Annotated in this window: 24 protein-coding genes and 1 riboswitch; of the genes, 16 read left to right on the top strand and 8 right to left on the bottom strand. The window is 73.6% G+C overall.

The window, feature by feature from the left end; translation table 11 throughout:
- Positions 1 to 52: 52 nt before the first annotated feature.
- Both BJZ21_RS19455 and BJZ21_RS19450 read right to left on the bottom strand, forming a co-directional pair.
- On the bottom strand, positions 53 to 1,714 hold the full coding sequence (locus BJZ21_RS19455) for a sensor histidine kinase (RefSeq protein ID WP_179665266.1): 1,662 nt from the start codon (positions 1,712 to 1,714) through the stop codon (positions 53 to 55).
- Between the two features lie 37 nt (positions 1,715 to 1,751).
- Positions 1,752 to 2,210, bottom strand: coding sequence for a response regulator (locus BJZ21_RS19450; protein WP_179665265.1), 459 nt, complete (start codon positions 2,208 to 2,210; stop codon positions 1,752 to 1,754).
- A gap of 137 nt (positions 2,211 to 2,347) precedes the next feature.
- Here BJZ21_RS19450 and BJZ21_RS19445 point away from each other — a divergent pair, with 137 nt between their 5' ends.
- The 3 genes from BJZ21_RS19445 (at position 2,348) to BJZ21_RS19435 (ending at position 4,297) form a co-directional block, all read left to right on the top strand.
- A complete protein-coding gene (locus tag BJZ21_RS19445) occupies positions 2,348 to 2,713 on the top strand; it encodes a hypothetical protein (protein WP_179665264.1) in 366 nt (121 codons plus the stop codon).
- A 32-nt stretch (positions 2,714 to 2,745) separates the two neighbouring features.
- Positions 2,746 to 3,444, top strand: a complete 699-nt coding sequence (locus tag BJZ21_RS19440; protein ID WP_179665263.1) for a response regulator — start codon at positions 2,746 to 2,748, stop codon at positions 3,442 to 3,444.
- A gap of 176 nt (positions 3,445 to 3,620) precedes the next feature.
- A riboswitch (cyclic di-AMP (ydaO/yuaA leader) is annotated at positions 3,621 to 3,774 on the top strand.
- Position 3,775: 1 nt separating this feature from the next.
- A complete protein-coding gene (locus tag BJZ21_RS19435; RefSeq protein ID WP_179665262.1) occupies positions 3,776 to 4,297 on the top strand; it encodes a C40 family peptidase in 522 nt (173 codons plus the stop codon).
- Positions 4,298 to 4,330: 33 nt separating this feature from the next.
- Here BJZ21_RS19435 and BJZ21_RS19430 read toward each other — a convergent pair whose 3' ends face one another.
- The gene (locus tag BJZ21_RS19430) at positions 4,331 to 5,077 is read right to left on the bottom strand and encodes an IclR family transcriptional regulator domain-containing protein (RefSeq protein WP_179665261.1); all 747 of its coding nucleotides are present in this window, start codon (positions 5,075 to 5,077) and stop codon (positions 4,331 to 4,333) included.
- A gap of 70 nt (positions 5,078 to 5,147) precedes the next feature.
- On the opposite strand from BJZ21_RS19430, the gene pcaH reads away from it, so the two are divergent.
- The 5 genes from pcaH to BJZ21_RS19405 are packed head-to-tail and all read left to right on the top strand — an operon-like array spanning position 5,148 to position 9,936.
- Positions 5,148 to 5,951, top strand: a complete 804-nt coding sequence (gene pcaH, locus BJZ21_RS19425; RefSeq protein WP_179665260.1) for a protocatechuate 3,4-dioxygenase subunit beta — start codon at positions 5,148 to 5,150, stop codon at positions 5,949 to 5,951.
- Positions 5,948 to 6,529, top strand: a complete 582-nt coding sequence (gene pcaG, locus BJZ21_RS19420; protein ID WP_179665259.1) for a protocatechuate 3,4-dioxygenase subunit alpha — start codon at positions 5,948 to 5,950, stop codon at positions 6,527 to 6,529. Before pcaH ends, pcaG begins: the two co-directional genes overlap by 4 nt.
- Positions 6,530 to 6,533: 4 nt before the next feature.
- Entirely contained in the window at positions 6,534 to 7,814 is a 1,281-nt protein-coding gene (locus BJZ21_RS19415) for a lyase family protein (protein ID WP_343052236.1), read from the top strand.
- Positions 7,811 to 9,085 (top strand): bifunctional 3-oxoadipate enol-lactonase/4-carboxymuconolactone decarboxylase PcaDC, encoded by a 1,275-nt coding sequence (gene pcaDC / locus BJZ21_RS19410; protein ID WP_179665258.1) that lies wholly within the window; start codon positions 7,811 to 7,813, stop codon positions 9,083 to 9,085. Before BJZ21_RS19415 ends, pcaDC begins: the two co-directional genes overlap by 4 nt.
- Positions 9,086 to 9,129: 44 nt before the next feature.
- Entirely contained in the window at positions 9,130 to 9,936 is an 807-nt protein-coding gene (locus tag BJZ21_RS19405) for an IclR family transcriptional regulator domain-containing protein (protein WP_179665257.1), read from the top strand.
- A gap of 168 nt (positions 9,937 to 10,104) precedes the next feature.
- On the opposite strand, the gene BJZ21_RS19400 is transcribed toward BJZ21_RS19405, so the two are convergent.
- Positions 10,105 to 10,659 (bottom strand): VOC family protein, encoded by a 555-nt coding sequence (locus tag BJZ21_RS19400; protein ID WP_179665256.1) that lies wholly within the window; start codon positions 10,657 to 10,659, stop codon positions 10,105 to 10,107.
- Between the two features lie 114 nt (positions 10,660 to 10,773).
- Here BJZ21_RS19400 and BJZ21_RS19395 point away from each other — a divergent pair, with 114 nt between their 5' ends.
- From BJZ21_RS19395 to BJZ21_RS19370, 6 genes are all read left to right on the top strand, one after another.
- Complete coding sequence (locus BJZ21_RS19395; protein ID WP_179665255.1) at positions 10,774 to 11,979, top strand: acetyl-CoA C-acyltransferase; 1,206 nt, start codon at positions 10,774 to 10,776, stop codon at positions 11,977 to 11,979.
- Positions 11,976 to 12,632, top strand: a complete 657-nt coding sequence (locus tag BJZ21_RS19390; RefSeq protein ID WP_179665254.1) for a 3-oxoacid CoA-transferase subunit A — start codon at positions 11,976 to 11,978, stop codon at positions 12,630 to 12,632. The genes BJZ21_RS19395 and BJZ21_RS19390 overlap by 4 nt, the downstream gene beginning before the upstream one ends.
- Complete coding sequence (locus BJZ21_RS19385; protein ID WP_179665253.1) at positions 12,629 to 13,306, top strand: 3-oxoacid CoA-transferase subunit B; 678 nt, start codon at positions 12,629 to 12,631, stop codon at positions 13,304 to 13,306. Before BJZ21_RS19390 ends, BJZ21_RS19385 begins: the two co-directional genes overlap by 4 nt.
- 192 nt (positions 13,307 to 13,498) lie before the next feature.
- Entirely contained in the window at positions 13,499 to 14,473 is a 975-nt protein-coding gene (locus BJZ21_RS19380) for a TerC/Alx family metal homeostasis membrane protein (protein WP_343052235.1), read from the top strand.
- Positions 14,474 to 14,570: 97 nt separating this feature from the next.
- Positions 14,571 to 16,043 carry an MFS transporter gene (locus BJZ21_RS19375; RefSeq protein ID WP_179665252.1) on the top strand — a complete coding sequence of 491 codons (1,473 nt, stop codon included), beginning with the start codon at positions 14,571 to 14,573 and terminating at the stop codon, positions 16,041 to 16,043.
- Positions 16,044 to 16,074: 31 nt separating this feature from the next.
- Positions 16,075 to 16,629 carry a universal stress protein gene (locus BJZ21_RS19370; RefSeq protein ID WP_179665251.1) on the top strand — a complete coding sequence of 185 codons (555 nt, stop codon included), beginning with the start codon at positions 16,075 to 16,077 and terminating at the stop codon, positions 16,627 to 16,629.
- 91 nt (positions 16,630 to 16,720) lie between these two features.
- Here the strand turns inward: BJZ21_RS19370 and BJZ21_RS19365 are convergent, their stop codons facing one another.
- The 4 genes from BJZ21_RS19365 to BJZ21_RS19350 form a co-directional block, all read right to left on the bottom strand.
- Complete coding sequence (locus BJZ21_RS19365) at positions 16,721 to 17,674, bottom strand: acyl-ACP desaturase (RefSeq protein WP_343052234.1); 954 nt, start codon at positions 17,672 to 17,674, stop codon at positions 16,721 to 16,723.
- A gap of 109 nt (positions 17,675 to 17,783) precedes the next feature.
- Positions 17,784 to 18,806, bottom strand: coding sequence for an App1 family protein phosphatidate phosphatase (locus tag BJZ21_RS19360; RefSeq protein WP_179665249.1), 1,023 nt, complete (start codon positions 18,804 to 18,806; stop codon positions 17,784 to 17,786).
- Positions 18,807 to 18,875: 69 nt separating this feature from the next.
- Positions 18,876 to 19,079, bottom strand: a complete 204-nt coding sequence (locus tag BJZ21_RS19355) for a cold-shock protein (protein WP_179665248.1) — start codon at positions 19,077 to 19,079, stop codon at positions 18,876 to 18,878.
- Between the two features lie 242 nt (positions 19,080 to 19,321).
- Complete coding sequence (locus BJZ21_RS19350; protein ID WP_179665247.1) at positions 19,322 to 20,206, bottom strand: LysR family transcriptional regulator; 885 nt, start codon at positions 20,204 to 20,206, stop codon at positions 19,322 to 19,324.
- Positions 20,207 to 20,279: 73 nt separating this feature from the next.
- Here BJZ21_RS19350 and BJZ21_RS19345 point away from each other — a divergent pair, with 73 nt between their 5' ends.
- Together BJZ21_RS19345 and recC are read left to right on the top strand one after the other, a co-directional pair.
- The gene (locus tag BJZ21_RS19345) at positions 20,280 to 21,251 is read left to right on the top strand and encodes an EamA family transporter (protein WP_179665246.1); all 972 of its coding nucleotides are present in this window, start codon (positions 20,280 to 20,282) and stop codon (positions 21,249 to 21,251) included.
- 66 nt (positions 21,252 to 21,317) lie between these two features.
- Positions 21,318 to 24,686, top strand: coding sequence for an exodeoxyribonuclease V subunit gamma (gene recC, locus BJZ21_RS19340; protein WP_179665245.1), 3,369 nt, complete (start codon positions 21,318 to 21,320; stop codon positions 24,684 to 24,686).
- Positions 24,687 to 24,720: the final 34 nt, after the last annotated feature.

Below are 24,720 nucleotides of genomic sequence, written 5' to 3'. Positions count from 1 at the left end.
TGAAGCGGCCCACGTCCGGTCGCGCCCACCCGTTGCTTCCACTGGACGGAAGTCAGGAGACCACGGCCCACGTGGTCCGGCGCGGCAGCCAGTAGCGCACGGTGGTGCCGGGGGACCCGGCCTCCAGCCGCAGCCAGCCGCCGCCGACCGCGGCCCGGTCCCGCATGGTCCGCACCCCCCGGTGGCCGGGGCTGGGCCGCTCCACCTCGGGCAGGCCGACCCCGTCGTCGCTGATCGCCACCTCGACGCCCCGGGGCCCGGCGCAGAGCACGACCCGCACCTCCCCGGCCCGGGCGTGCTTGCGGACGTTGGCCAGGGCCTCCTGCGCGATCCGCAGCGCCGTGGTCACCACCTCGTCGCCGAGCCCCGCGGCCCCGGCCCCGGCCCCGTCGCCGTCGCCGTCGCCGTCGCCGGCCCCGTCGCCATCGGCGGCCCCGTCGGCGACCTCGACCGAGAACCGGGTGGCGGTGCCGTCCAGCGCGTGGGCCGCGGCGTCGCGGAGCAGCTCGGCCAGGTCGGAGCCGGGCGGCACCGGCTCGAGGTCGAAGAGCAGGTGCCGCAGCCCGGCGGTCACCGAGGCGTTCAGCGCCTGCAGCTGGGTGACGGTGGGCTCGAGGTCGGGTGCGTCCTGGCGCACCCGGCGCAGCAGCAGCCCGAGCCGGAGGTCCATCGCGGCCAGCGACTGGACGGAGTCGTCGTGCACGTCGGCCGCGATCCGGGCCCGCTCCTCCTCCTGGGCGACCACCAGCCGCTGCAGGAGCTGGCTGCGCTGCAGCGCCGAGCGCACGAGCCGGGTCCGGGCGTCGAGCACCTCGAGGGCGTAGGAGACGTTGTCGGCGACCTGCACGAGCAGCGCGCGCATCCGGTCGTCGAAGACCTGCGGGTGCGCCGACCAGAGCGTGAACGCCGCCATCGTGCGCCCGTCGCGGCGCAGCGGCAGCGTGGCCAGCCCGCGGACGCCGAACCGGGCGGCGTGCCGGTGCCAGGGGGCCAGCTGCGGGTCGTGCAGGTAGTCGTCGTGGAACGAGGTCACGCCTTCGCGCAGCGCCAGGGCCGTGGGCCCCTGGCCGGTCGGCTGGTCGGGGTCGGTGGTGACCTGCAGGCCCTCGACGTACTCGTCGATCGCGCCGGCGCGGGCCAGGGTGCGCACGGTCCAGCCCTTGCCCCGGCAGGCGATCCAGGCGCCGAGGAAGCCGCTCTCCTCGACCGCGGTGCGGCACACCTCCGGGAACAGGTCCGCCACGTCGGGGGCCCGGATGATCGCCTCGTTGACCCGCGCCAGGGCGAGGTAGGCGCGGTTGGCGGCCCGGACCCGCTGCTCACCGCGGACCCGCTCGGTGACGTCGGTGGCCGAGACCAGCCACCACGGGCCGGTGGTGGTCGCCAGGAGGGTCAGCCGGACCTCCACGTGCACGACCTCCGCGCCGCGCCGGAGCGTGGCCGCGGCGGTCCCGGCCGGGCTGCCGGGCCGGCCGGCCGTGGTGGCCGCCTCCAGCCCGGCGGTCCCGAGCGGGACGCCGGCCTCGTCGGCCAGCAGCGTGTCCAGGGGGAGGCCGACCAGCTCATCCGCGCGGCGACCCAGCAGCCGGAGGGCGCTGGCATTGGCGTAGTCGACGAGGCCGGCCTCGTCGACGCCGAGGACCGCGTCGGGTGCCCCGTCGAGCAGCGCGCGCATCGCCTCGGGCGGCACCTGGCGTGGCAGCGCGGCGGACATCGGTCGCTCCCGTGGTTCCTGGGTCCCCGGACGCTGCTCACAGTACGACGGGCGCGGGGGCGAGGGGCGACAACGCCACCAGCCGGCGCAGCGCCTCGGTCGCGCCGGGGGCGGCGAGCACCACCTCGCCGGCCGCGGCGCGGGCGACCAGGTCGGGCAGCCGGTCGCCGAGGCTGCCCTTGGCGAGGAAGCCGACCGCGCCGGCGCGCAGCATGGCGAGGATCGCCGTGGTGCCGTGCTGGGCCGAGACGGCGACCACCAGCGGACGGTGACCGTCCCCGGTGGTGAGCGCCCGGACGGCCGTGGGGCCGCCGCCGGGCATCCGGACGTCGACCAGGGCCAGGTCCGGCGCCGTCTCGGCGACCAGGGCGAGCAGCTGCGCGCCGGTGCCGGCCGCGCCGACGACGTCGAACCGGGGATCGGCCGCGAGCACGTCGACCAGGGCGTCGGTGAAGACGGGGTCGTCGTCGGCGACGACGACGCGGATCGCGCGCATGGGGCCTGCCCCCCTTCTCCGTCCCCGCCATCATCACCGGGACCGGACGGGACGGGAGCGGCCGCGCGCACCAGTCCGTCTAGTACCTTCGCACTAGCAGCGGTCGAGCAGGCGGCCGCCGGTGAGGGGGAGCACGCGTGACGGGGCACGACGATCCGGCGGCGTCGCTGGTGGCGCGGACCTGGACCTTCACGCCCGAGAGCCACCCCACGCGGGAGTCGCTGGACGAGATGCTCGACGCGCTGCTGCCCTCGATCGAGTGCCTGCCGGGGTTCCGCGGGTGCACGGTCCTGGTGGACCGCGAGGACGGCTCGATCCACGCGACGGTGTTCTGGGCGGACGACGCGGCCATGCGGGCCGCCCTGGACCGCGAGTCCAACGCCGCCCGCGGCGCCCTGGTGCTCACCGGCAGCAGTGAGTCGCGCACGGCCGTGCACGACGTGCTGGTCAACCGTCCGGCGCCGGCCGTCGTAGACCGCGAGCTCGGCGCGGACCGCTGGTGAGCGACCCCGTGACCCACCCGACGAGCGACCCCGTGAGCGGCCCCGTGAACGGTGCCGTGGGTGACGCGGTCGACGGCGGTGGGCCCGCCGCCGCGCCGATCCGGGTGCTGGTCGTCGACGACCACGACGTGCTGGCCAGCAGCCTGGCCGCGGTGCTGGACCAGGAGCCCGACCTGCTCAGCGTGGGCGTCGCGGCCACGCTGGAGCGGGCGCGGGCACTGATCCGCACCGCCGCTCCCGACGTGGTGCTGCTCGACCACCGGCTGCCGGACGGGGACGGGGTCGCCGCGATCGGGGAGCTGCTCGCGCTGCGCAGCGGGCTGCGGGTCGTGGTGCTCACCGCCAGCTCGGCCGACCACGTGCTGGTGGCCGCGATCGAGGCCGGCGCGGCCGGCTTCCTGTCCAAGACCCGCAGCCTGGCCGAGGTGACCGCCGCGGTGCGTGCCGCGGCCTCCGGAGAGGCGGTGATCTCCCCGGAGCTGCTGGCCCGGCTGCTGCCCCGGCTGCAGCGCGACGGCCGGCCGCCCCACGAGGCGCTCACCGGCCGCGAACGCGAGGTGCTGGGGCTGGTGGCCGGCGGGCTGACCAACGCCGCGATCGCCGAGCAGCTGGTGGTCAGCGTGCACACGGTGCGCAACCACGTCGCGAACCTCTCGGCCAAGCTCGGCGCGCACTCCAAGCTCGAGGCGCTCTCGATCGCCGTGCGCGAGGGGCTGCTGCCGGACCGCTGACCCGGCCTCGGGGCGAGGCCCGGCGGAGGCGAGCGTGTCGACCGTCACGGCCCCCGGGGCGCCCGCGCATTTGGCGATCCCGGCGATCCCCTGCCTATCGTCTGCGGGTTTGCAAGTGAACAGCCGGCCCCGGGTACGCCGAGTCCTGCCCGCCCGTGGCGCCGGTCCGTGCGGTGACCCTGTGGTCGCCGTCGACACACGGGCAGGAGTGGGGGAACCAGCGTTCCACGCGGTCCCCGACCGCTCGGGGTGAAGCCACCGACCCGTGGCCGGGCACCTTCCTCGCCCGAACCCGACAGCTCACCTCACAGGCGTGGGAAGGGAGAACCGCATGTCCAACTCCATGCCGACGCTGCTGCGCGCCTCCGCACGCTGGGGAGCCCGGGCCCTGACCAGCGGCGCCCTCGCCATGGGTGTCCTCGCCACGGCTCCGATGACCACCGACGCGCACGCTGCCACCAGTCACCACCACCGCACGATCGCGCACCGGGTCGGCCACGCCACCCGCGTCGCGGTCCGCCAGAAGGGTGACCCCTACAAGTACGGCGCCGCCGGCCCGAGCCGCTTCGACTGCTCCGGGCTGACCTACTTCAGCTTCCGCAAGGCGGGCTTCAAGCACATCCCGCGGACCTCCTCGGCGCAGGCCAGGTGGGCCCACCACATCAAGAAGAGCAAGGCCCGTCGCGGCGACCTGGTCTTCTTCAGGAACAGCCACGGCGTCTACCACGTCGGTGTCTTCGCGGGACGCCGTCACGGCGCGAAGTACGTGCTGCACGCGCCGTACTCGGGGGCCCGGGTGCGCCGCGAGAGGATCTGGACCAGCCACTGGTTCGCGGGCGCCGTGCCGCGCTGAGCGGGAGCGACGCCCGGCGTCGGCCGCAGTCCGTCAACCCAGGCTGCGGCCGACGCCCTGGGCGGCCACCTGCAGCGCGGCGACCAGCCGGGGCCGGTCCTTCTTCAGGCTGGGCACCACGATCCCGAGCGCGGCGACCACCTCCTCGTCCTGCCGGATCGGCACCGCGACCGAGCAGGCGCCCAGGCTCATCTCCTCCACCGTGGTGGCATAGCCCTCGCGCAGCACCCGGGCCAGCTGGCGGCGCAGGAGCCCGGGCTGGGTCACGGTGTACGGCGTGACCCGGGTCAGCCGGGCCAGCGCCTGCTCCTGCACCGGCGCCGGGGCGTGGGCGAGCAGCACCTTGCCGACGCCGGTCGCGTGCAGCGGCAGCCGCGAGCCGATCCGGCTCACCACCGGCACCGAGGCGTGGCCGGACAGCCGGTCCAGGTAGAGCACCTCGACCCGGTCCCGCACGGCCAGGTGCACGGTGGCCAGGGTGGTGCCGTAGAGGTCGTGGAGGAACGGCGAGGCCACCTGGCGCAGGCCGGTCTGCACCGGCGCCAGCAGCCCGAGGTCCCACAGCCGCCGGCCCACGACGTACTCCCCGGAGCCGGTCCGCGCCAGCGCCCCCCAGGCGACCAGCTCGGCGACCAGCCGATGCGCGGTCGCGACCGGCAGCCCGGCCCGACCGGCCAGCTGGCTGAGCGTGAGCCGGCGATGCCGCTCGTCGAAGGCGCCGAGCAGCGCCAGCGCCCGCGAGGTCACGCTGGCGCCGGGACTGCCACTGTTGCCGGCCACCCGCCCAGTCTTCCACTGGACGGAACTTGGGGCTCGGTTGCCGGGCCTTGCGACCCGTACGGTCTGCGACGTGACCGACAACCGTGCCTCCTCCGACGCGGCCGCCACGACCCAGGCCGAGGTCACCGAGGAGATCCAGCAGATCGCCAAGGCCTACGAGGGCGGGCGCGACGGCGGGCCGACGGACGGCGTCGAGACCCAGCCGCGGCTCGACTACCCGCCGTACCGCTCCAGCGTGCTGCGCCACCCGACCAAGGACCTCCACCACGCCGACCCCGAGGGCATCGAGCTGTGGTCGCCGGTCTTCGGCCAGGCCGACGTCGACCCGCTCGAGGCCGACCTGACGATCCAGCGCCGCGGCGAGCCGGTCGGCGAGCGGATGGTCGTGACCGGCCGGGTGCTGGACGGCGAGGGCCGGCCGGTGCGCCACCAGCTCGTCGAGATCTGGCAGGCCAACGCGGGCGGGCGCTACATCCACAAGCGCGACCAGCACCCCGCCGCGATCGACCCGAACTTCACCGGCGTCGGGCGCTGCCTGACCGACGGCGACGGCGGCTACCGGTTCACGACGATCAAGCCCGGCCCCTACCCGTGGAAGAACCACCGCAACGCCTGGCGGCCGGCGCACATCCACTTCTCGCTGTTCGGCCGGGAGTTCACCCAGCGGATGGTGACCCAGATGTACTTCCCGGGCGACCCGCTGTTCGCGCTCGACCCGATCTTCCAGGCCGTCGTCGACCCCGCGGCCCGGGCCCGGCTGGTGGCGACCTACGACCACGACGTGACGCAGCACGAGTGGTGCACCGGCTATCGCTGGGACATCGTCCTGACCGGCAGCCACCGCACCCTGATGGAGGAAGAGGTCGAGGCATGAGCCGCACCCCCGGAGACTCCGCCGTGAGCAGGGCGGCCACCCCCGGCCAGACGGTCGGGCCGTTCTACGGCTTCGCGCTGCCGTACGCCGGCGACCACCTGCTCGTGCCCGCCTCGCACCCCGACGCGGTCCGGCTGCACGGCCGGGTGCTCGACGGCGCCGGCGACCCGGTGCCGGACGCGTTGCTCGAGCTGTGGCAGGCCGACCCGGCCGGCCGGGTGCCGCGCGCGACCGGCTCGCTGCGCCGCGACGGCTACACGTTCACCGGGTGGGGCCGCTGCGCGACCGACAACGAGGGCCGGTTCTCGTTCACCACGCTGCGCCCGGGCGCGGCCTCGGACGGGGCCGCGCCGTACTTCGCGCTCACGGTGTTCGCCCGCGGGCTGCTGAACCGGCTCTTCACCCGGGCCTACCTGCCCGGGGAGCCGTCCGTGCTGGACGCCGACCCGCTGCTGTCCTCGGTGGCGCCGGCGCGACGGGGCACCCTGGTGACGCGCCCGGACGAGCACGGGTTCGCGTTCGACGTCCGGCTGCAGGGTGCGGACGAGACGGTCTTCCTCGCCTATCCGCGACACTGACCGGGTGAGCGATCATCTGCCCGACCTGTTCTGGCCCGGGGACGAGCGCGCCGGCGGGCTGATGGGCTCGCCCGCGCTGCTCGAGGCGATGGTGCGCGTCGAGGGCGCGTGGCTGGCGGCCCTCGTCGCGGCCGGCGTCGCGCCGCCCGCGGCCGCGGCCGGTCTGGACCGGCCGCACGGCCTCGGCGCGCTGGTCGGGCCGGACGACGTCGCGCCGCTGGCCTCGGGGGCGGAGGCCGGCGGTAACCCGGTCATCGGCCTGGTCGCGCTGCTCCGGGAGCGGGCCGAGGCCCGCGACGCCGACACGGCCCGCTGGCTGCATCGCGGGCTGACCAGCCAGGACGTGCTGGACACCGCGCTGCTGCTCTGCACCCGCGATGCGGTCGCCGAGGTGCGCGGCCAGCTCACCGCGCAGGTGGCCCGACTCGCCGAGCTCGCCGACGAGCACACCGGGACCGTGATGGCCGGGCGGACGCTGACCCAGCACGCGGTGCCGTTCACGTTCGGGCTGAAGGCGGCCGGCTGGCTCTCGGGGGTCCTCGACGCCGACGAGGCGCTGGCGGCGCTGCGCTGGCCGGTCCAGCTCGGCGGCGCCGCCGGCACCCGCGCCGCCTGGGTGGAGCTCGCCGCGGACCTCCCCGAGCCGGAGGGCGTCGCGGCCGCGCTGGCCGCCGACGTGGCCGCCCGGCTGGGGCTCGCGGCCGCCGACCCGTGGCACACCACCCGGACCCCGATCACCCGGGTCGGCGACGCGCTGGTCGGCTGCACCGACGCCTGGGGCCGGCTCGCCAACGACGTGCTGACGCTGTCGCGCCCCGAGCTCGGGGAGCTCTCCGAGGGCACCGGCGGCGGCTCCTCGACGATGCCGCACAAGGCCAACCCGGTGCTCTCGACGCTGGTACGCCGGGCCGCGCTCACCACGCCGCAGCTCGGGGCGACGCTGCACCTGGCCGCGGCCGAGTCCGTCGACGAGCGGGCCGACGGCGGCTGGCACGCGGAGTGGGCCACGCTGCGCGACCTGGCCCGGCGTACCGTCGTGGCGGCGGCGCACGCCACCGACCTGCTCGCCGGGCTGCGGGTGCACGCGGACCGGATGCGCGCCCACCACGACGCCGCCGCCGCGGACCTGCACGCCGAGCAGCGCACGATGGCCGGCCTCGCCGGCCGGACCCCGTCGGCGCACTACCTGGGCGTCAGCAGCCGGCTGGTCGGCGCCACCGTCGCCCGCGCCCGCCAGCACCTGGACCACCCGACCCCCCTGCCCCACCTCGAGGAGAACCGATGATCCCGGCCGTCACTGCCGTCCGTCTCACCGGCGCCCGCAACCGCGCCGACCTGCCGCTGCTGGTGCTCGGGCCCTCGCTCGGCACCTCCGCGGCGACCGTGTGGACCGACTGCGCGGCGGCCGGACTGACCGAGGTGTTCGACGTCGTGGCATGGGACCTGCCCGGCCACGGGCACAACCGCTCGACGCCCGAGGAGCCGTTCACGATGGCCGAGCTGGCCGCCGGGGTGCTCGCGGTGGTCGACCAGCTCGACGAGGGCCGCGCGTTCCACTACGCCGGGGACTCGGTCGGCGGCGCGGTGGGCCTGCAGCTGCTGCTCGACGCGCCGTCGCGGGTGCTGTCCGCGGTGCTGTTGTGCACCGGTGCCCGGATCGGGAGCGTGGAGTCGTGGACCGACCGGATGGCCCGGGTGCGGGCCGCGGGCACGTCGTCGATGGTCGCGGGCTCGGCCCAGCGCTGGTTCGGCCCCGGGTTCCTGGAGCGGGAGCCCGACCGCGGCTCGGCGCTGCTGCACGCGCTGTCGGAGGCGGTCGACGAGGGGTACGTCGCGGTCTGCGGCGCGCTCGCCGACTTCGACGTCCGCGACCGGCTCGGCGAGATCACCGCGCCGGTGCTCGCGGTCGCCGGCGCCAACGACGTGGCCACGACCCCGGACCACCTCCGCGAGATCGCCGAGGGCGTCAAGGACGGCCGGCTCGAGGTGCTGCCCGACGTCGCCCACCTGGCGCCGGCCGAGGAGCCGGCCGGGGTCGCGACGCTGATCCGGCAGCACTGCCTGGGCGAGGCCCCGGCCGCCCCGGCGCCCGCGGCATGGGCGCCCGAGCGGACCCGCGCGCAGGTGCACGCCGACGGCATGGCGGTGCGCCGGGAGGTGCTCGGTGACGAGCACGTGGACCGGGCCGTGGCCGGCACGACCGAGTTGACGCGGGACTTCCAGGAGCTGATCACGCAGTACGCCTGGGGCTCGATCTGGACCCGTCCCGGCCTCGATCGCCGGTCGCGCTCGATGATCACGCTGACTGCGCTGGTCGCCCGCGGCCACAACGAGGAGCTGGCGATGCACGTGCGCGCCGCCCGCCGCAACGGGCTGAGCGCGGAGGAGATCAAGGAGGTGCTGCTGCAGAGCGCGATCTACTGCGGGGTGCCCGACGCCAACACGGCCTTCCGGGTCGCGCAGCGGGTGCTGGCCGAGCCGGGCGAGCCGGGCGGCCCGGGCGAGCCGGGCGAGCCGGGCGAGTCGGGCGAGTCGGCCGACCCGGGCGAGGCTTGAGCGTTGCCGGCCTGCGCGGTGGGGCCGGCCCTATGCTCACGCCCATGACCGGACCGGACGCCGCTGCCGGCCCCGGGAGCCCCGCGCCGGGGGACCAGTTCGTGCAGTCGCTGGCGCGCGGGCTCAGCGTGATCACCGCCTTCGACGCCGACCACCCGTCGATGACGCTCTCCGACATCGCGGGCCGCACCGGGCTGACCCGGGCCACGGCCCGGCGGTTCCTGCACACGCTGGTCGAGCTGGGCTACGTCCGCTTCGACGGCAAGTGGTTCACGCTGACCCCGCAGGTGCTGCGGCTCGGCACGGCGTACCTCTCCGGTCTCGGCCTGCCGCAGATCGCGCAGCCGCACCTGGAGCAGCTCTCCGCGCGGCTGGGGGAGTCGACCTCGGCGGCGGTGCTCGACGGCGACGAGATCGTCTACGTCGCCCGGGTCGCGACCCGCCGGATCATGACGGTGGGGATCACCGTCGGCACCCGGTTCCCGGCGTACGCCACCTCGATGGGGCGGGTGCTGCTCGCCGGCCTGCCCCCCGAGGAGCTCGAGGCGCACCTGGCCCGCACCGATCTTGCTGCCCTGACCGGGCACACCGTGGTCGAGCCGGACCGGCTGCGGGCGGAGCTGGACCGGGTGCGCGCGCAGGGCTGGGCGCTGGTCGACCAGGAGCTCGAGGCCGGGCTGCGCTCGGTCGCGGCTCCGCTGCGCGACCGCGACGGCGAGGTCGTGGCCGCGATCAACGTCTCCACCTCCACCCACGCGCTGCCCGAGCTGCCGCGGGAGTACGTCGACGCCGTGGTCGCCACCGCCGCCACCATCAGCGCCGACCTCGCCTCCTCCGGCATCCGCGCCTGACCGCCCCCGCCCCGGCCGGGTCGAGCCGTTCGGCCCGTCCGGGGGTGGCTGGTCCGTTCAATTGCTCGGACCTCGGTGGGTTACTGGTGGGTAGGGGGCCGATCTCCAAACAATTGAACGGACCGACCGGCCCCCAGTCGCCCCCGGTCGCCCGGCGACCGACGCGGGTCAGAGCACCTGCTGGCCGTACATCTCCCCGAGCGGGTCGGCGATCAGCTCGATCCGCGCGCCGTCGGGGTCGCGGAAGTAGACCGAGACCCCGCTGTGCACCTCGTGCTCGATCCCGGCCGCCTCCAGTCGGGCCACCAGCTCCTCCCAGTGCTCCGGCGAGGCCGAGATCGCCAGGTGGTGCAGGCCGCCGAGCACCTCGGCGTACGGCCCGACGTCGAGGCCAGGGAAGTCGAAGAACGCCAGCAGGTTGCCGTGGCCGATGTCGAAGAAGAAGTGCGAGGAGCCGGGGTAGTCACGGTTCTCGATCAGCTCGGTCAGCGGGAAGCCCAGCACGTCCTGGTAGAACCGCACGGTCCGCTCCACGTCGCTGCTGATCAGCGCGGTGTGGTGCAGCCCGCGGGCGGTCGACGCGGGGCGGGTGGCGGTGGGCCGGAGGTGGGCGTCGCGGATCCGCGCGCGCTCGGCCTCGATCGCCGCCAGGTCCCGGGCCGGGTCCCCGGCCGGGTCCCGGTCCGGGGCATGGTCCCGGGTCTGGCTGGTCTCGCTGGTCATCTCGGGTGCTCCTCCTCGACTGGGCCGCGCCGCGGCCTTCCCCCAGCCTAGGCGGCGCGCTAGAGTGGGTTCGCAGAGCGCACATGCGTTCGCATCTCGAACATAGGAGCCCCGGTGAGCTCGTCCTTCGTGTACGCCGCCGTCCGCACTCCCTTCGGCCGCTTCAACGGCGCGCTGGCCGAGGTCCGGCCCGACGACCTGGCCGCCGTGGCCCTGACCCGGGTGCTGGACCGTACGCCGGATCTCGACCCCGAGCAGATCGGCGACGTGGTCTGGGGCAACGCCAACGGCGCCGGCGAGGACAACCGCAACGTCGGGCGGATGGCGGTGCTGCTCGCCGGCCTGCCGAGCAGCGTGCCCGCGACCACCGTGAACCGGCTGTGCGGCTCCTCCCTCGACGCCGCGATGATCGCCTCGCGCACCATCGAGACCGGCGACGCCGAGGTCGTCCTGGCCGGCGGCGTCGAGTCGATGACCCGGGCCCCGTGGGTGCTGCCGAAGCCGTCGCGCGCCTTCCCCGCCGGCAACGTCACCGCGGTCTCCACCACGCTCGGCTGGCGGCTGGTCAACGAGCGGATGCCGAAGGAGTGGACGGTCTCGCTGGGCGAGGCCAACGAGCAGCTGCAGGAGCGGTTCGGGATCTCCCGCGAGCGACAGGACGAGTTCGCCGCGCGCAGCCACAACCTGGCCGACAAGGCCTGGAACGACGGGTTCTACGCGGACCTCGTCGTGCGGGTCCCGGGCAAGGACGGCCAGAGCCTCCTCGAGCGCGACGAGGGCATCCGTCCCGGCAGCAGCGCGGAGAAGCTGGCCGGGCTCAAGCCGGCGTTCCGCCCCGACGGCACCATCACCGCCGGCAACGCCTCGCCGCTGAACGACGGCGCCTCCGCGCTGGTGCTCGGCTCCGCGGCGGCCGCGTCGATCATCGGCCGTGACCCGGTCGCCCGGGTCGCCGGCCGGGGGGCGCACGCGCTGGAGCCGCAGGCGTTCGGCTTCGCGCCCGTGGAGGCGGCCGAGAAGGCGCTGCAGCGGGCCGGGATCACCTGGGCCGACGTGGCGGCGATCGAGCTCAACGAGGCCTTCGCGGTGCAGTCGCTGGCCTGCGTGGAGGCCTGGAAGGTCGACCCGGAGATCGTGAACGCCAAGGGCGGCGCGATCGCGATCGGCCACCCGCTCGGCGCCTCCGGGGGCCGCATCCTCGGCACGCTCGCGCACCGCCTGCAGGAGTCCGGCGACCGGTACGGCGTGGCCGCGATCTGCATCGGCGTCGGCCAGGCGCTGGCGGTCGTCCTCGAGAACGTCTCGGCGGGCGTGCGGTGACCACGATCTGCGAGACGGCCGACGAGGCGGTGGCCGGCGTCCGCGACGGCGACACCGTGCTGATCGGCGGCTTCGGGATGGCCGGGATGCCGGTGCAGCTGATCGACGCGCTGCTCCGGCAGGGCGCGTCCGACCTGACCGTGGTGTCCAACAACGCCGGCAACGGCGACACCGGGCTGGCCGCGCTGCTGGCGGCGGGCCGGGTGCGCAAGATGGTCTGCTCGTTCCCGCGGCAGACCGACTCCTGGGTCTTCGACGGCCTCTACCGCGCCGGCGAGATCGAGCTCGAGGTGGTGCCCCAGGGCAACCTCGCCGAGCGGATGCGCGCCGCGGGCGCCGGGATCGGTGCGTTCTACTGCCCGACCGGGGTCGGCACGCCGCTCGCGGAGGGCAAGGAGACCCGGGAGATCGACGGGCGCACCTACGTGCTCGAGTACCCGATCCGCGGCGACGTCGCCCTGGTCGGCGCGCACCGCGCCGACCGGATGGGCAACCTCGTCTACCGCAAGACCGCCCGCAACTTCGGCCCCGTGATGGCGACCGCCGCGGCCAGCACGGTGGTGCAGGTGAGCGAGGTCGTCGAGACCGGCGACCTGGACCCGGAGGCGGTCGTGACCCCCAGCATCTTCGTCGACAAGGTGGTGGCCGTATGAGCACCCGTGAGCACCCCGACCGGGGCCCGCTGAGCCGGGACGAGATGGCCGAGGTCGTGGCCCGCGACATCCCGCGCGGCTCGTTCGTGAACCTCGGCATCGGGCAGCCCACCAAGGTCGCCGACTACCTGCGCGCCGACTCCGGCGTCGTGCTGCACACCGAGAACGGCATGCTGAACATGGGTCGCGCGGCCGTCGGCGACGAGGTCGACCCCGACCTGACCAACGCCGGCAAGGTGCCGGTGACCGAGCTGCCGGGCGCGGCGTACTTCCACCACGCCGACTCCTTCGCGATGATGCGCGGCGGCCACCTCGACGTCTGCGTGCTCGGCGCCTTCCAGGTCTCGGCCGGCGGCGACCTGGCCAACTGGCACACCGGGGCGCCCGACGCGATCCCGGCGGTCGGCGGCGCGATGGACCTCGCGATCGGGGCCAAGCAGGTGCTGGTGATGATGACGCTCTTCGCCAAGGACGGCTCCTCGAAGCTGGTCCCCTCGTGCAGCTACCCGCTCACCGGCGTCGGCTGCGTGGACCGGGTCTACACCGACGTCGCGACGTTCCGGGTCGGGCCCGAGGCCGCCGAGCGCGGCGTCGAGGTGCTGGAGACGTTCGGCACGTCGTACGACGACCTCGCCGCCCGCCTCGAGGTGAAGCTGCGCCCGGCCGAGGGCTGACCGGCTCCGCGCCGGCGGACGGGTTCGATCGCCGGCCGCCGTGACCGGTAGGGTCCCTCCTCGTTGGAGGGGAGTATTCCCACTCTCGGACCGTCGTCATCACGGACAGGCCCAGTCCTGGCCCGGCGCCCGAGGCCGGCGTACGCCGGTGGAAGAGACCTCCGGAGCCCCACCCTGCCTCCGGAGGTTTCAGTGATCAGTGCCGTCCCGCTCTCCGCCTGGGTCGCGACCCTCGCGTTCCTCGCCGTCATCGTGTACGTCGACCTGCGGGTCATCGCCCGGCGCGACCACGAGGTCACGCTCAGCGAGTCGGTGCGCTGGGTGACGTTCTACGTCGCTCTCGCGCTCGCCTTCGGCGCCGTCCTGGCGTTGACCGCGGGAGGGCACACCGGTGCGGAGTTCTTCTCCGGCTACATCACCGAGTACAGCCTCTCGGTGGACAACCTCTTCGTGTTCGTGATCATCATGGCGAGGTTCGCGGTGCCGCCGTTGGCGCAGGACAAGGTGCTCTACATCGGCATCGTGCTGTCGATGGTGATGCGCGCGGTCTTCATCCTCGCCGGGGCGGCGCTGATCGCGGCCGCGTCGTGGACCTTCTACCTCTTCGGCGTGCTGCTGATCTACACCGCGGTGACGCTGCTGCGCGAGGACGACGACGAGCCCGACTTCCAGGAGTACCGCCTGCTGAAGGCGCTGCGCCGGGTGCTCCCGCTGACCCGCGACTACCACGGTGACCGGCTCGCGGTCCGGGAGGACGGTCGGCGCAGCTACACGCCGCTGGTGATCGCGATCGCCGCGATCGGGCTGGCCAACGTGGTCTTCGCGCTGGACTCGATCCCGGCGATCTTCGGCCTCACCCAGGACGCGTTCGTCATCTTCACCGCCAACGCCTTCGCGCTGATGGGCCTGCGCCAGCTCTACTTCCTCGTCGGCGGGCTGCTCGAGCGGCTGGTCTACCTCAACATCGGGCTGTCGGCGATCCTCGCCTTCATCGGCGTGAAGCTGATCATCGAGGCGCTGCACGGCTCGCAGATCGACCACCTCGGGTCGGTGCCGCTGCCGGAGATCGGCATCCTCACCTCGCTCGGCTTCATCGTCGTGGTGCTCGCCGCCGCGGCGCTCGCCAGCCTCGCGAAGAACCGGATCGACGAGCGCGCCAACGCCTGACCCGGATCCGGGTCAGGCCCCGCTCGCACATTCGGACGTTCAAGATGACCTTCCTCCGGGTATCTACCTCTGGCGAGTGCCTAGAGGGAGGTTGCCCATGTCCAGTTCGGCGGCAGCGCAGGACCGGCCGATCAAGAGCCTGATACCGGCCCGGATGCACGACATGCCGTGGGCGCGGTTCCACTGGATGGTCATCTTCGGACTGGGCACCGCCTGGATCCTGGACGGCCTGGAGGTGCAGATCGTCGCGGCCGGCGGCTTCGAGAAGACGCTGGACATGACCGCGGCCCAGGTCGGCCTGGCCGGCACCGTCTACCTCTTGGGCGAGGTGGCGGGAGCGTTGCTGTTCGGGCGGCTCACCGACCACCTCGGTCGCAAGAAGATGTTCACGATGACCCTGCTCGTGTACCTGGTGGGCGCGGCGCTGGCGGGCCTGGCACCCAACATGTGGGTGTTCCTGGTGTTCCGCTTCGTCTCCGGCATGGGCATCGGCGGTGAGTACTCGGCGGTCAACTCGGCGATCGACGAGCTGATCCCCGGCAAGCACCGCGGCCGGGTGGACCTGGCGATCAACGGGACCTACTGGGCGGGTGCCGCGCTCGGCGCCGTCGCCAGCTCGATCCTCCTGGACACGAGCCGCTTCGGGCAGGACGTCGGCTGGCGGATCGCGTTCTTCATCGGGCCGGTGCTCGGACTGGGGATCATCTACCTGCGTCGACACATCCCCGAGAGCCCCCGGTGGATGGTCACTCACGGTCGCGCCGACGAGGCCGAGGAGATCGTGGACTGGATCGAGGGCCAGGTCCGGGACTCCGGCGAGGAACTCCCCGACCATGACGACTCCGAGGCACGCTGGATCAAGGCCGGCTCCGGACTCACGCCCAAGCAGTTGCTCCATGTCTTCTTCAAGCTCTATCCGACCCGGACGGTGCTCGGCCTGACGCTGATGATCACGCAGAGCTTCCTCTACAACGCCATCTTCTTCACCTACGCCTTGGTGTTGAAGAACTTCTACGGTCTCAGTTCCGCACAAGCAGCGTTGTTCTTCTTCCCCTTCGCGATCGGCAACCTGCTCGGCCCGCTGCTGCTGGGTCCCTTGTTCGACACCGTCGGGCGTCGCAAGATGATCGGGGGGTGTTACGCGATCAGCGGGATCGTGCTGGCCGTCTCGGCGTTCCTGTTCCAGGCCGACGCCCTGAACGCGATCACCCACACGGCCTTCTGGTGCGTCGCGTTCTTCTTCGCCTCCGCCGGAGCCTCCGCCGGCTACCTCACCGTCTCGGAGATCTTCCCCCAGGAGGTCCGCGGCCAGGCGATCTCGTACTTCTTCTCCATCGCCCAGGTCTTCGGTGCCATGGGTCCGGTGCTCTACGGCGCGCTGATCGGGGACGGCACGGACCGCACCCCGATGTTCTGGGGCTACCTCCTGGCGACCGGCGTGATGCTGCTCGGAGCCGTGGTGGCGGCGATCTGGGGCGTCGACTCCGAGGGCAAGTCGCTGGAGGAGATCGCACCGCCCCTGACCGAGTTCGACGAGGATGGCAACCAGAAGACCCTCCTGCCGGTCTGAGCGGAGGAACGCACGAGAAGCCGAGGACGTCATGACCAACCAGGACAAGCCCTACACCGTCGTCGTGGGCGTGAGCGCGACGTCGAAGTCCCCCGGTGCACTGGCCTGGGCGCGCGCCCAGGCCGAGGCCAACGGCGGGCGGGCGATCGCGGTGCGCGTCCACCAGGTGGCCCTCGCCGCGGCCGGGCCCTCGGGCAGCTCGTCACGGCCACCCCAGGACACCGACAGCCTGCGCGCGCAGCAGCACGCCCAGCTGGCGCGAGACGTCGCCGAGGTGCTGGGTGATGACCACGGGGTGGAGATCCGGGTCATCCACGGCAGCAGGCGTCGTGGCCTGCTGAACGAGGCCCGCGAGGCGGACCTGTTGGTGATCGGCGCGCCGCGGAGACCGTCGATGTCACCGCTGCTGGCCCATCGGATCGTGTACGCCGCCACCTGTCCCGTCGTCGTGATGCCCCCGTCGATCTCCGGCGTCCCCGAGCCCGCGATCTCGCGGTCGGCCCGCTCGCTCGGACGAGCCGCACTGCGCTCGGCCGGGACCAGCGGCCGACCCGGATACCGGCCGCCGAGCGCTCCGGGCGACTGAGGGGCCGGCTGACGACGCACGTCCTCCGGACTCCTCAGCACCCACGCGCGCCCGCGCCCGTGGCCGCCGGACGGGCGGTTGCCGACTGGGCTCAGGAGGCGATGTCGGGCGTCTCGTCGCTGTCAGACTGGGCGGCGACGCGGGCACGGTGCTCCGCACGGCGCTCCACGAAGCGGGACGCCTGGGTGTCCAGGCCCTCCAGGAAGACGGCGAGGTCTTCGCGGGCCTGCTCGCCGACCTCGCCGAGGCCGGTGCGATCGAAGACGTTCCAATGGCGCAGGATCGGCATGATCACGTCGTCGTGGTGCAGCCGCAGGTCGTAGATGCCAGCCTTCGCGATCATCATCGAGTTGCGACGGAAGCCGGCCATCGTGGCGCCGGGCATCTCGAATCCGATGACCTCATCAGCGATCGCTCGCATGGTCTCGTCGGGCGCGATCTCCAACGCGGCCGCCACGATGTTGCGGTAGAAGACCATGTGCAGGTTCTCGTCCTTGGAGATCCTGGCCAGCATCCGGTCGGCGATGGGGTCGTTGGTGACCTTGCCGGTGTTGCGGTGCGAGACCCGAGTGGCCAACTCCTGGAAGGACACATACGTCACCGCCTCCAGCGGAGTCTTGTCGCCGGAGTCGTAGCCGGACGTCATGTAGTCCATCCGGGCGCGCTCGAGCTCGACCGGGTCCACCCCGCGAGTCACGACCAGGTAGTCGCGCATGGCGATCCCGTGTCGGTTCTCCTCGGCGGTCCAGCGACCGACCCAGGTGCCCCAGGCGCCGTCGCGCCCGAACCGGGTGGCGATCTCGCGGTGGTAGGAGGGCAGGTTGTCCTCGGTCAGCAGGTTGGTGACCATCGCTGCCTTGGCGGTCTCGGAGAGCCGTGACTGCTCCGGAGCCCAGTCCTCGCCACCGAGCAACGCGAAGTCGCGGCCCTCGCTCCACGGGATGTAGTCATGGGGGTGCCACTCCTGGGCCAGCCCGAGGTGGCGGTCGAGATTCTCCGCGACGACCGGCTCCAACGCCTCCAGCAGATGCTTCGGACTACTCACGGGCACTCCCTCGTTCGGCTGCCGACGAGCCTACGCCCCCATCCGGGTGGCCCACCTCCAGCTCACCGTCGCCGGGCTCGCCGGCCTCGACCGGGGGGCCGGGGGCGGATCAGAGCAGGCCGACCGCGACCGCGTGCCGGCGTAGGGCGTCGGTGTCGGCCGCGACCACGAAGGGCACGTCCTCGGACCAGGTGCCCGAGACCTCCTCCACCCGACCGTCGCCCGGATCGAGACGAACCTCGCGGATGTAGATCGCGAGAATCCGCCCCGGGTTCGCCCGAGCGATGGCGGCGTAGATCTCGGGATCCTTCTCTCCGGAGTCGCCGATGAGCACGAACCGGAGCCGGGGATGAAGGTCGAGGACCTCCTGGATGCGGCCCGACTTCTGCTCGCGACCGGCGGACGTTCCGAGGAGGTCGCGAAGCAGCAACGGCCCCATCGGGAACTTGTGGTGTCGGAGGAACGCCACCAGGAAGCCGTGCAGGTTCCAGGGGCTGGAGGAGACGTAGAAGACGGGGTTGGCCCCGGCCGCCGCGAGGTCGCCGTAGAGCTCCGGCGCGCCCGGGAAGGGCGTCCGGGTGAGGGCGTTGCCGGTCAGCGTCTGCTGGATCATCCGCCCGACTCGCTGGACGCCGGTCTCGAGGATGGTGTCGTCGACGTCCGAGATGACCCCGAACGTCGCGTCGTGGCTCGGGACCAGGACCTCGAACGACGTGCTCCTCGGATCGGTGATGCCGCGGTACTCGTCGGTGAGCTCGACGGTCCCGCTGGTCCACGGGACGGTGAGCTGGTCAGGCTCCGGCTGCAGGTGCACCCGGAAGTAGCCGTCGGCGTCGGTGACGGTCTCGACAGCCGTCCCCGCGACGGTGACCCGAAGGGGCACACCCGGCAGGTCGTCGGTCAGGAACCGTTGCACGGTACGGCGTACCGCGGCGCCGACGCCCTCGCCCTGCTCGGCCTCGGGAGGACGCGGATCATCCAGGACCCGTCCGCGCGCCACCACCCCTTGGTCACTGCCGTGGCCGACGTACGGCTCGATCCGCAGGTCGACTGGCGGTCGGGAGCCGGCTCGCCGTCGCCGGCCGCCGTCCCACGCCTGCTCCAGCCGGCGGGCCCAGTGACTCGCACTCATGGGCACACTCTAGGCAGCACGTACGAAGAGCCCCGACCGCGTCTGCGGTCGGGGCTCTTCGCGCTGAGATCAGGAGACGCGGACGTTCTCCGCCTGGGGGCCCTTGGGGCCCTGGGTGAGGTCGAACTCGACCTTCTGGTTCTCGTCGAGCGACTTGTAGCCGCCGGACTGGATGGCGGAGAAGTGGACGAACACGTCCTCGCCGCCACCATCCTGAGCGATGAAGCCGAAGCCCTTGTCAGCGTTGAACCACTTGACGGTGCCCTGAGCCATGATCTGTTCCTTTGTTCGGTATCGAGGACGATGTGCCCTCGAGGCGCTGAAGACATCCACCTGTACTGATGTCCAGCGAACCGAAACCAGGAGTACGAGATACGAGCCGCGACGTCGTGTGCGGCCAGGACAGCCGGTAGGGCCATCCCTTCAACGAGGTCGAGCCTACCGCATCGGCGGCAGTTCCGGGCTTCCGCGGAGGCGCTCCCTGCCTGCGGCTCCCTCGTGCGCCACCTGGGGCGTCAACCCACACGTGCCGCCTCGGCGACGAATGCGTCGACCACGGCGGCCACGGCGGGACGCCGCGTTGCGCCGGGGCGAGTGGCCAGGTCGTAGATGCGGGCGGCCCGCACCCCGACGAGGTGGACCCGTCTCACATCGGGATGTGTCGAGGCGTGCGTCGGCATCAGCGCGATCCCGTGATCGTGGGCGACCAGCTCCTCGGTCACGCGGAAGTCGTTGATGCGCTGCACCACGCGCGGTTGCATCCCGGTGACCGTCGCGATCGAGTTGAGGATGTCGTCAACGGGAAACCCGCCGCGCACGCTGATCCAGCGCTCGCCGGCGAGGTCGTGGATGTCGACGGACTCGTCGTCGGCGAAGCGATGGGTCCTCGGCAGCACGAGGTCGATGGGCTCGCGCATCAGGGTGCGCACCGCGACACGGGGTGCGGCCGCCGAAGGCGACCGCTCGTCGCGATGGGTCAGGACGATGTCGTAGTCGGCCAGGAGCCGACTCACCTCGGACGCGGGGTAGTCCTCGTCCCCCGCCACGAGCTCGACTCCGTCGAGTCGGTCGAGCACGCCGGGGAGGAGAAGCGCGGCGCCCGACGGGAACATCGCGACCCGCACCGTTCCGCGCGGTGAGCCTCGGTAGGAGTCCATCTCCGCCTCGGCCCGGGCGAGGGCACCGAGAACGTCCTCGGCGCGCAGGACGAGGGCGCGACCGGCATCGGTGAGACGGACGCGTCGACCGTCGGGTTCGAGGAGGGCGACGCCGGCCTCGCGGGCGAGGACTTTCAGCTGCTGTGACACCGCTGACGGGGTCAGGTTCAGCGACGCCGCCGTCGCGGCGACGGTTCCTCGGTCGGCCAGCTCCCGCAGGATCCTCAGCCGCTCCGTGTCCATGAAGTGAATCTACATTGATAGGTCACTACGATTCGCTTGTGCTGATGGTTCGTTGGCGACCACAGTTGCTGTCGTGACCACTCATGACAAGCTGCTCGGGGTCGGGGTCGCGGTGCTGTGGGGGCTGAACTTCCTGGCGATCCGCGCCGGGTTGGACCAGTTCCCACCCTTCTTCTTCGCGGCTCTTCGCTTCCTGTTCATCGCCGTTCCCGTGGTGCTGTTCGTGCCGCGCCCTCGTGTGCCCCTGAAGTGGTTGCTGCTCTACGGGTTCGGGTTCGGCTTCCTGCAGTTCGCCTTCCTCTTCTCCGCGATGAGCATCGGCATGCCGACCGGATTGGCGTCGCTGGTGCTGCAGTCGTCGGCGCCGTTCACCGTGATTCTCGGGGCACTCCTGCTGCGTGAGCAGGTCGGCCGTCGGCAGTGGATCGGCATCGGCATCGCCATCGCCGGCATGGTCTTGATCGGGTGGGATCGCGCGGTCGGGGCGGGGCTGCTGCCGGTGGTGCTGACAGTGTTGGGGGCGCTCGGCTGGGCCGTCGGGAATCTGGGGAGTCGCCTGGCCAAGGCGCAGGACCCGATGCGGCTCATGCTCTGGATGTGCGTCGTGCCCGTGCTGCCGATGCTGGCGCTCTCGGCCGTCGTCGAGGGTCCGGGGACGGGGTGGGCGGCGCTCGGCAACGCAGTGTCGACCGGGCAGTTCTCCGGTCTGATCGGGCTCGTCTACGTCGTGGTCGTCGGCACGATCGTGGGCTCGGGACTGTGGACGGTGCTGATCAGCCGCTACCCCGCGGGCGTCGTCGCGCCGTTCTCGCTGCTCGTTCCGGTCGTGGGGATCGGAGCTTCCTGGCTCGTGCTCGACGAGACGCCGAGCGTCGTCTCGCTGGTCGGAGCGGTTGCGGTGATCGGTGGCTGCGGGTGGGGGTTGCGCAGGAAGCCGCCGGCGGCGGTGGCGGGGAGCGACGCACCCCCACTGGCACGCGCACTCGTCTACAGCACGCCGGCACCGAGCAGCAGCACGGCGGACGGGGTCACCTCCGAACCGTGAGGGCGGCCGGCCCGGGACGCGCCGCCGTCCCAGCCGCCGTCGGCGGGCCCGCATAGGGTGCGGTCCGTGACGCTCCACCTCCACCGCGCCCCGCGCACCGACCGGCTCGCCGACGCCCTCGGCGAGCTGCTCGCGCAGCCGCTGGCGGACCCGTTCGCGGAGGAGGTCGTGGTGGTCCCGGCCCGGGGCGTGGAGCGCTGGCTGACCCAGCGGCTCTCGCACCGGCTCGGCACCGGCCCGCGGGGTGGTGACGGGGTGTGCGCGGGGGTGCGGTTCCTCAACCCGCGGTCCCTGGTCTCGATGCTGCTGGACCGCGAGCGCGACGACGTCTGGGACCCCGACCGGCTGGTCTGGCCGCTGCTGGAGGTGCTCGACGCGAGCCTCGGCGAGCCGTGGGCGGCCACGCTCGCCGCGCACCTCGGGCACGGGCTGGAGGGGGAGGAGGGCCTGCTGCGGCGCAACCGCCGCTGGTCGGTCGCCCGCCGGCTCGCCGGGCTGTTCTCGTCGTACGCCGTCCAGCGGCCGAGCCTGGTCACCGACTGGCGCGAGGGCCGGGACACCGACGGCGCGGGCGGTGACCTCGACGACGACCTGCGCTGGCAGCCCGAGCTGTGGCGCCGACTGGTCGCGCACGTCGACGAGCCGGCCCCGGACCTGCGCCACGCGCAGACCCTGGCCCTGCTGCGTGCCGGCGGCGACGGACTCGAGCTGCCCGGCCGGCTCTCGCTGTTCGGGCACACCCGGCTGCCGGTGACGGAGGTCGAGCTGCTCCAGGCCCTCGGCGTGCACCGCGACGTGCACCTGTGGCCGCCCCAGCCCTCGCCGGCCCTGTGGGACGAGCTGACCGGTCTCGGCGGCCCGGTGCCCCGGCTGGAGGACGACTCCGTGGACCGGGTCCATCACCCGCTGCTCGCCTCCCTCGGCCGGGACACCCGCGAGCTGCGCCGCACCCTGCACACCGTGGCCACGACGCCGGTGAGCGGGACCGCCGGGGACCCGGGGGAGGCAGGGGGGCCAGGGGTCCCGGGCGGCGCCGGCCCGGAGACGCTGCTGGGCCGGCTGCAGCACGACCTGCGCGCCAACCGCGCGCCCGACGCCGCCGCGCGGGCGGCGCGCCGGCACGACCCCGCCGACCGGTCGGTGCAGGTGCACGCCTGCCACGGGCCGGCCCGCCAGGTCGACGTGCTGCGCGAGGTGCTCGTCGGCCTGCTCGACGACGACCCGACGCTCGAGCCGCGCGACATCCTCGTGATGTGCCCCGACATCGAGACCTACGCGCCGCTGATCTCCGCCGGGTTCGGCCTCGGTGAGGTCGTCGAGGGCGACCACGGCCACCCCGCGCACCGCCTCCGGGTCCGGCTGGCCGACCGCGCGCTGACCAGCACCAACCCGCTGCTCGCGGTCGGGGGCGCGCTGGTCGAGCTCGCCGGCGGCCGGGTCACGGCGACCGGGGTGCTCGACCTGGCCGGCCGCGAGCCCGTGCGCCGGCGCTTCCGGCTCACCGACGACGACCTCGCCCGGATCACCCGCTGGGTGAGTGAGGCCGGCATCCGCTGGGGCCTGGACGCCGAGCAGCGCGGCGGCTTCGCGATGAGCGGCTTCGCCCACAACACCTGGCGGTCCGGGCTCGACCGGATCCTCCTCGGGGTCGCGATGAGCGGCGACGGGCACCGTCACCTGGGTCGTGGCCTGCCGCTGGACGACGTCGGCAGCGGCGACCTGGACCTGGTCGGCCGGTTCGCCGAGCTGCTCAACCGGCTCGAGGCGGTGCTGACCGCGCTGGCGGACGCCACCCGGGTCGAGCAGTGGATGGCCGGGCTCCACGAGGGGGTGCGCGGGCTCACCGAGGTGCCGCCCGAGGACGCCTGGCAGGTCCCGCAGCTCGAGCGGGAGCTCGCCCGTGCCACCGACGCCGCCTCCGACGGCGCCGGCGTCGACCTCCGGCTGGCCGACGTCCGGGCGCTGCTGGCGTCCCGGCTGCGCGGCCGGCCGACCCGCGCGAACTTCCGCACCGGCACCCTCACCGTCTGCACGATGGTTCCGATGCGCTCGGTGCCCCACCGGGTGGTCTGCCTGGTCGGCCTCGACGACGGGCTGTTCCCGCGCAGCAGCGCGGTCGACGGCGACGACGCGCTGGCCCGGCGCCCGCTCACCGGCGAGCGCGACGTGCGCAGCGAGGACCGCCAGCTGCTGCTCGACGCGATCCTCGCCGCCACCGAGACCCTGGTGGTCACCTACACCGGCGCCAACGAGCACTCGGGCGCCGGCCGGCCCCCCGCCGTACCGCTCGGCGAGCTGCTCGACGCCCTCGACCGGACCACCGACGCGCCGGTGCGCGACGCGGTGCTGGCGGCGCACCCGCTGCAGCCCTACGACGCGCGCAACCTCACGCCCGGCGGCCTGGTCGTGGGGGACCGGCCGTTCAGCTTCGACAGGGCCGCGCTCGCGGGCGCCCGGGCGGCGGCCGGCGAACGGCACCCGCGGCCGGCGTTCCTGCCCGGGCCGCTGGCCGACCGGCCGCGCGAGGACGTCTCGTTGGCCGACCTCAAGGCGTTCCTGGTGCACCCGGTCCGCGGCTTCCTGCGCGGTCGGCTCGACGTCTCCGCGCCGCTGGAGGCCGACGAGGTCGCCGACGCGATCCCGGTGGACCTCGACGGCCTGGGTCGCTGGGCGATCGGCGACCGGCTGATCACCGCGGTGATCGCGGGGGAGAGCCCCTACGACGTGATGCTCGCCGAGCAGCTGGCCGGCAGCCTGCCGCCGTTCCGGCTGGGCGAGCTGACGCTGCAGCGGATCACCGCGGAGGTGCAGGACCTCTTCCGCGGCACCGTCGAGCTGCGCGCCGGCGCCGCCGGCTCGCACGACGTGGCCGTCGACCTCGGCGACGGGCGGCGGCTGGTCGGCACCGTCTCCGACGTGTACGGCAACCGGGTGGTCCGGGTCGGCTACTCCCGGCTCCGGGCCAAGCAGCGCCTCGCCACCTGGGTAGACCTGCTCGCGCTCAGCGCGGCCCGGCCCGACCAGAACTGGACCGGGCACACGGTCGGCAAGGGCTCGGCCGGCGCCCAGCGGGCCACCGCCGGGCCGCTCGACCACACCGCCGTCGATCGGCTGCGGGAGCTGGTCGAGCTGCGCGACCTCGGCCTGTGCCGGCCGCTGGCCGCGCCGCTGGCCACCGCGCACGCGTGGGCGGAGGCGCACGCCCGGGAGCTGCGCGGCGACGACCGGTCGCCCGCGCACGCCGCGGCCCGGGAGTGGGTCACCGACCCCAACAACAGCTGGGGCATCGAGGGCGAGGACGCCGATCCCTGGCACGTGCGCGTCTACGGCGAACGCGCGCCGCTGTCCCGGCTGCTCGACGACGGGCTGGCCACCTACGCCTGGCAGATCTGGGAGCCGCTGGTGACCGGTGCCGAGAGGGTGGGGCCGCTGTGAGCGCAAGCGAACCCTCCGAGGCTGTGAGCGCAAG

The sequence above is a fragment of the Nocardioides panaciterrulae genome, from assembly GCF_013409645.1.
Classification (GTDB): domain Bacteria; phylum Actinomycetota; class Actinomycetes; order Propionibacteriales; family Nocardioidaceae; genus Nocardioides; species Nocardioides panaciterrulae.
Note: the sequence above shows the minus strand (reverse complement) of the source record. Positions and strands in the feature narration are given on the sequence as shown.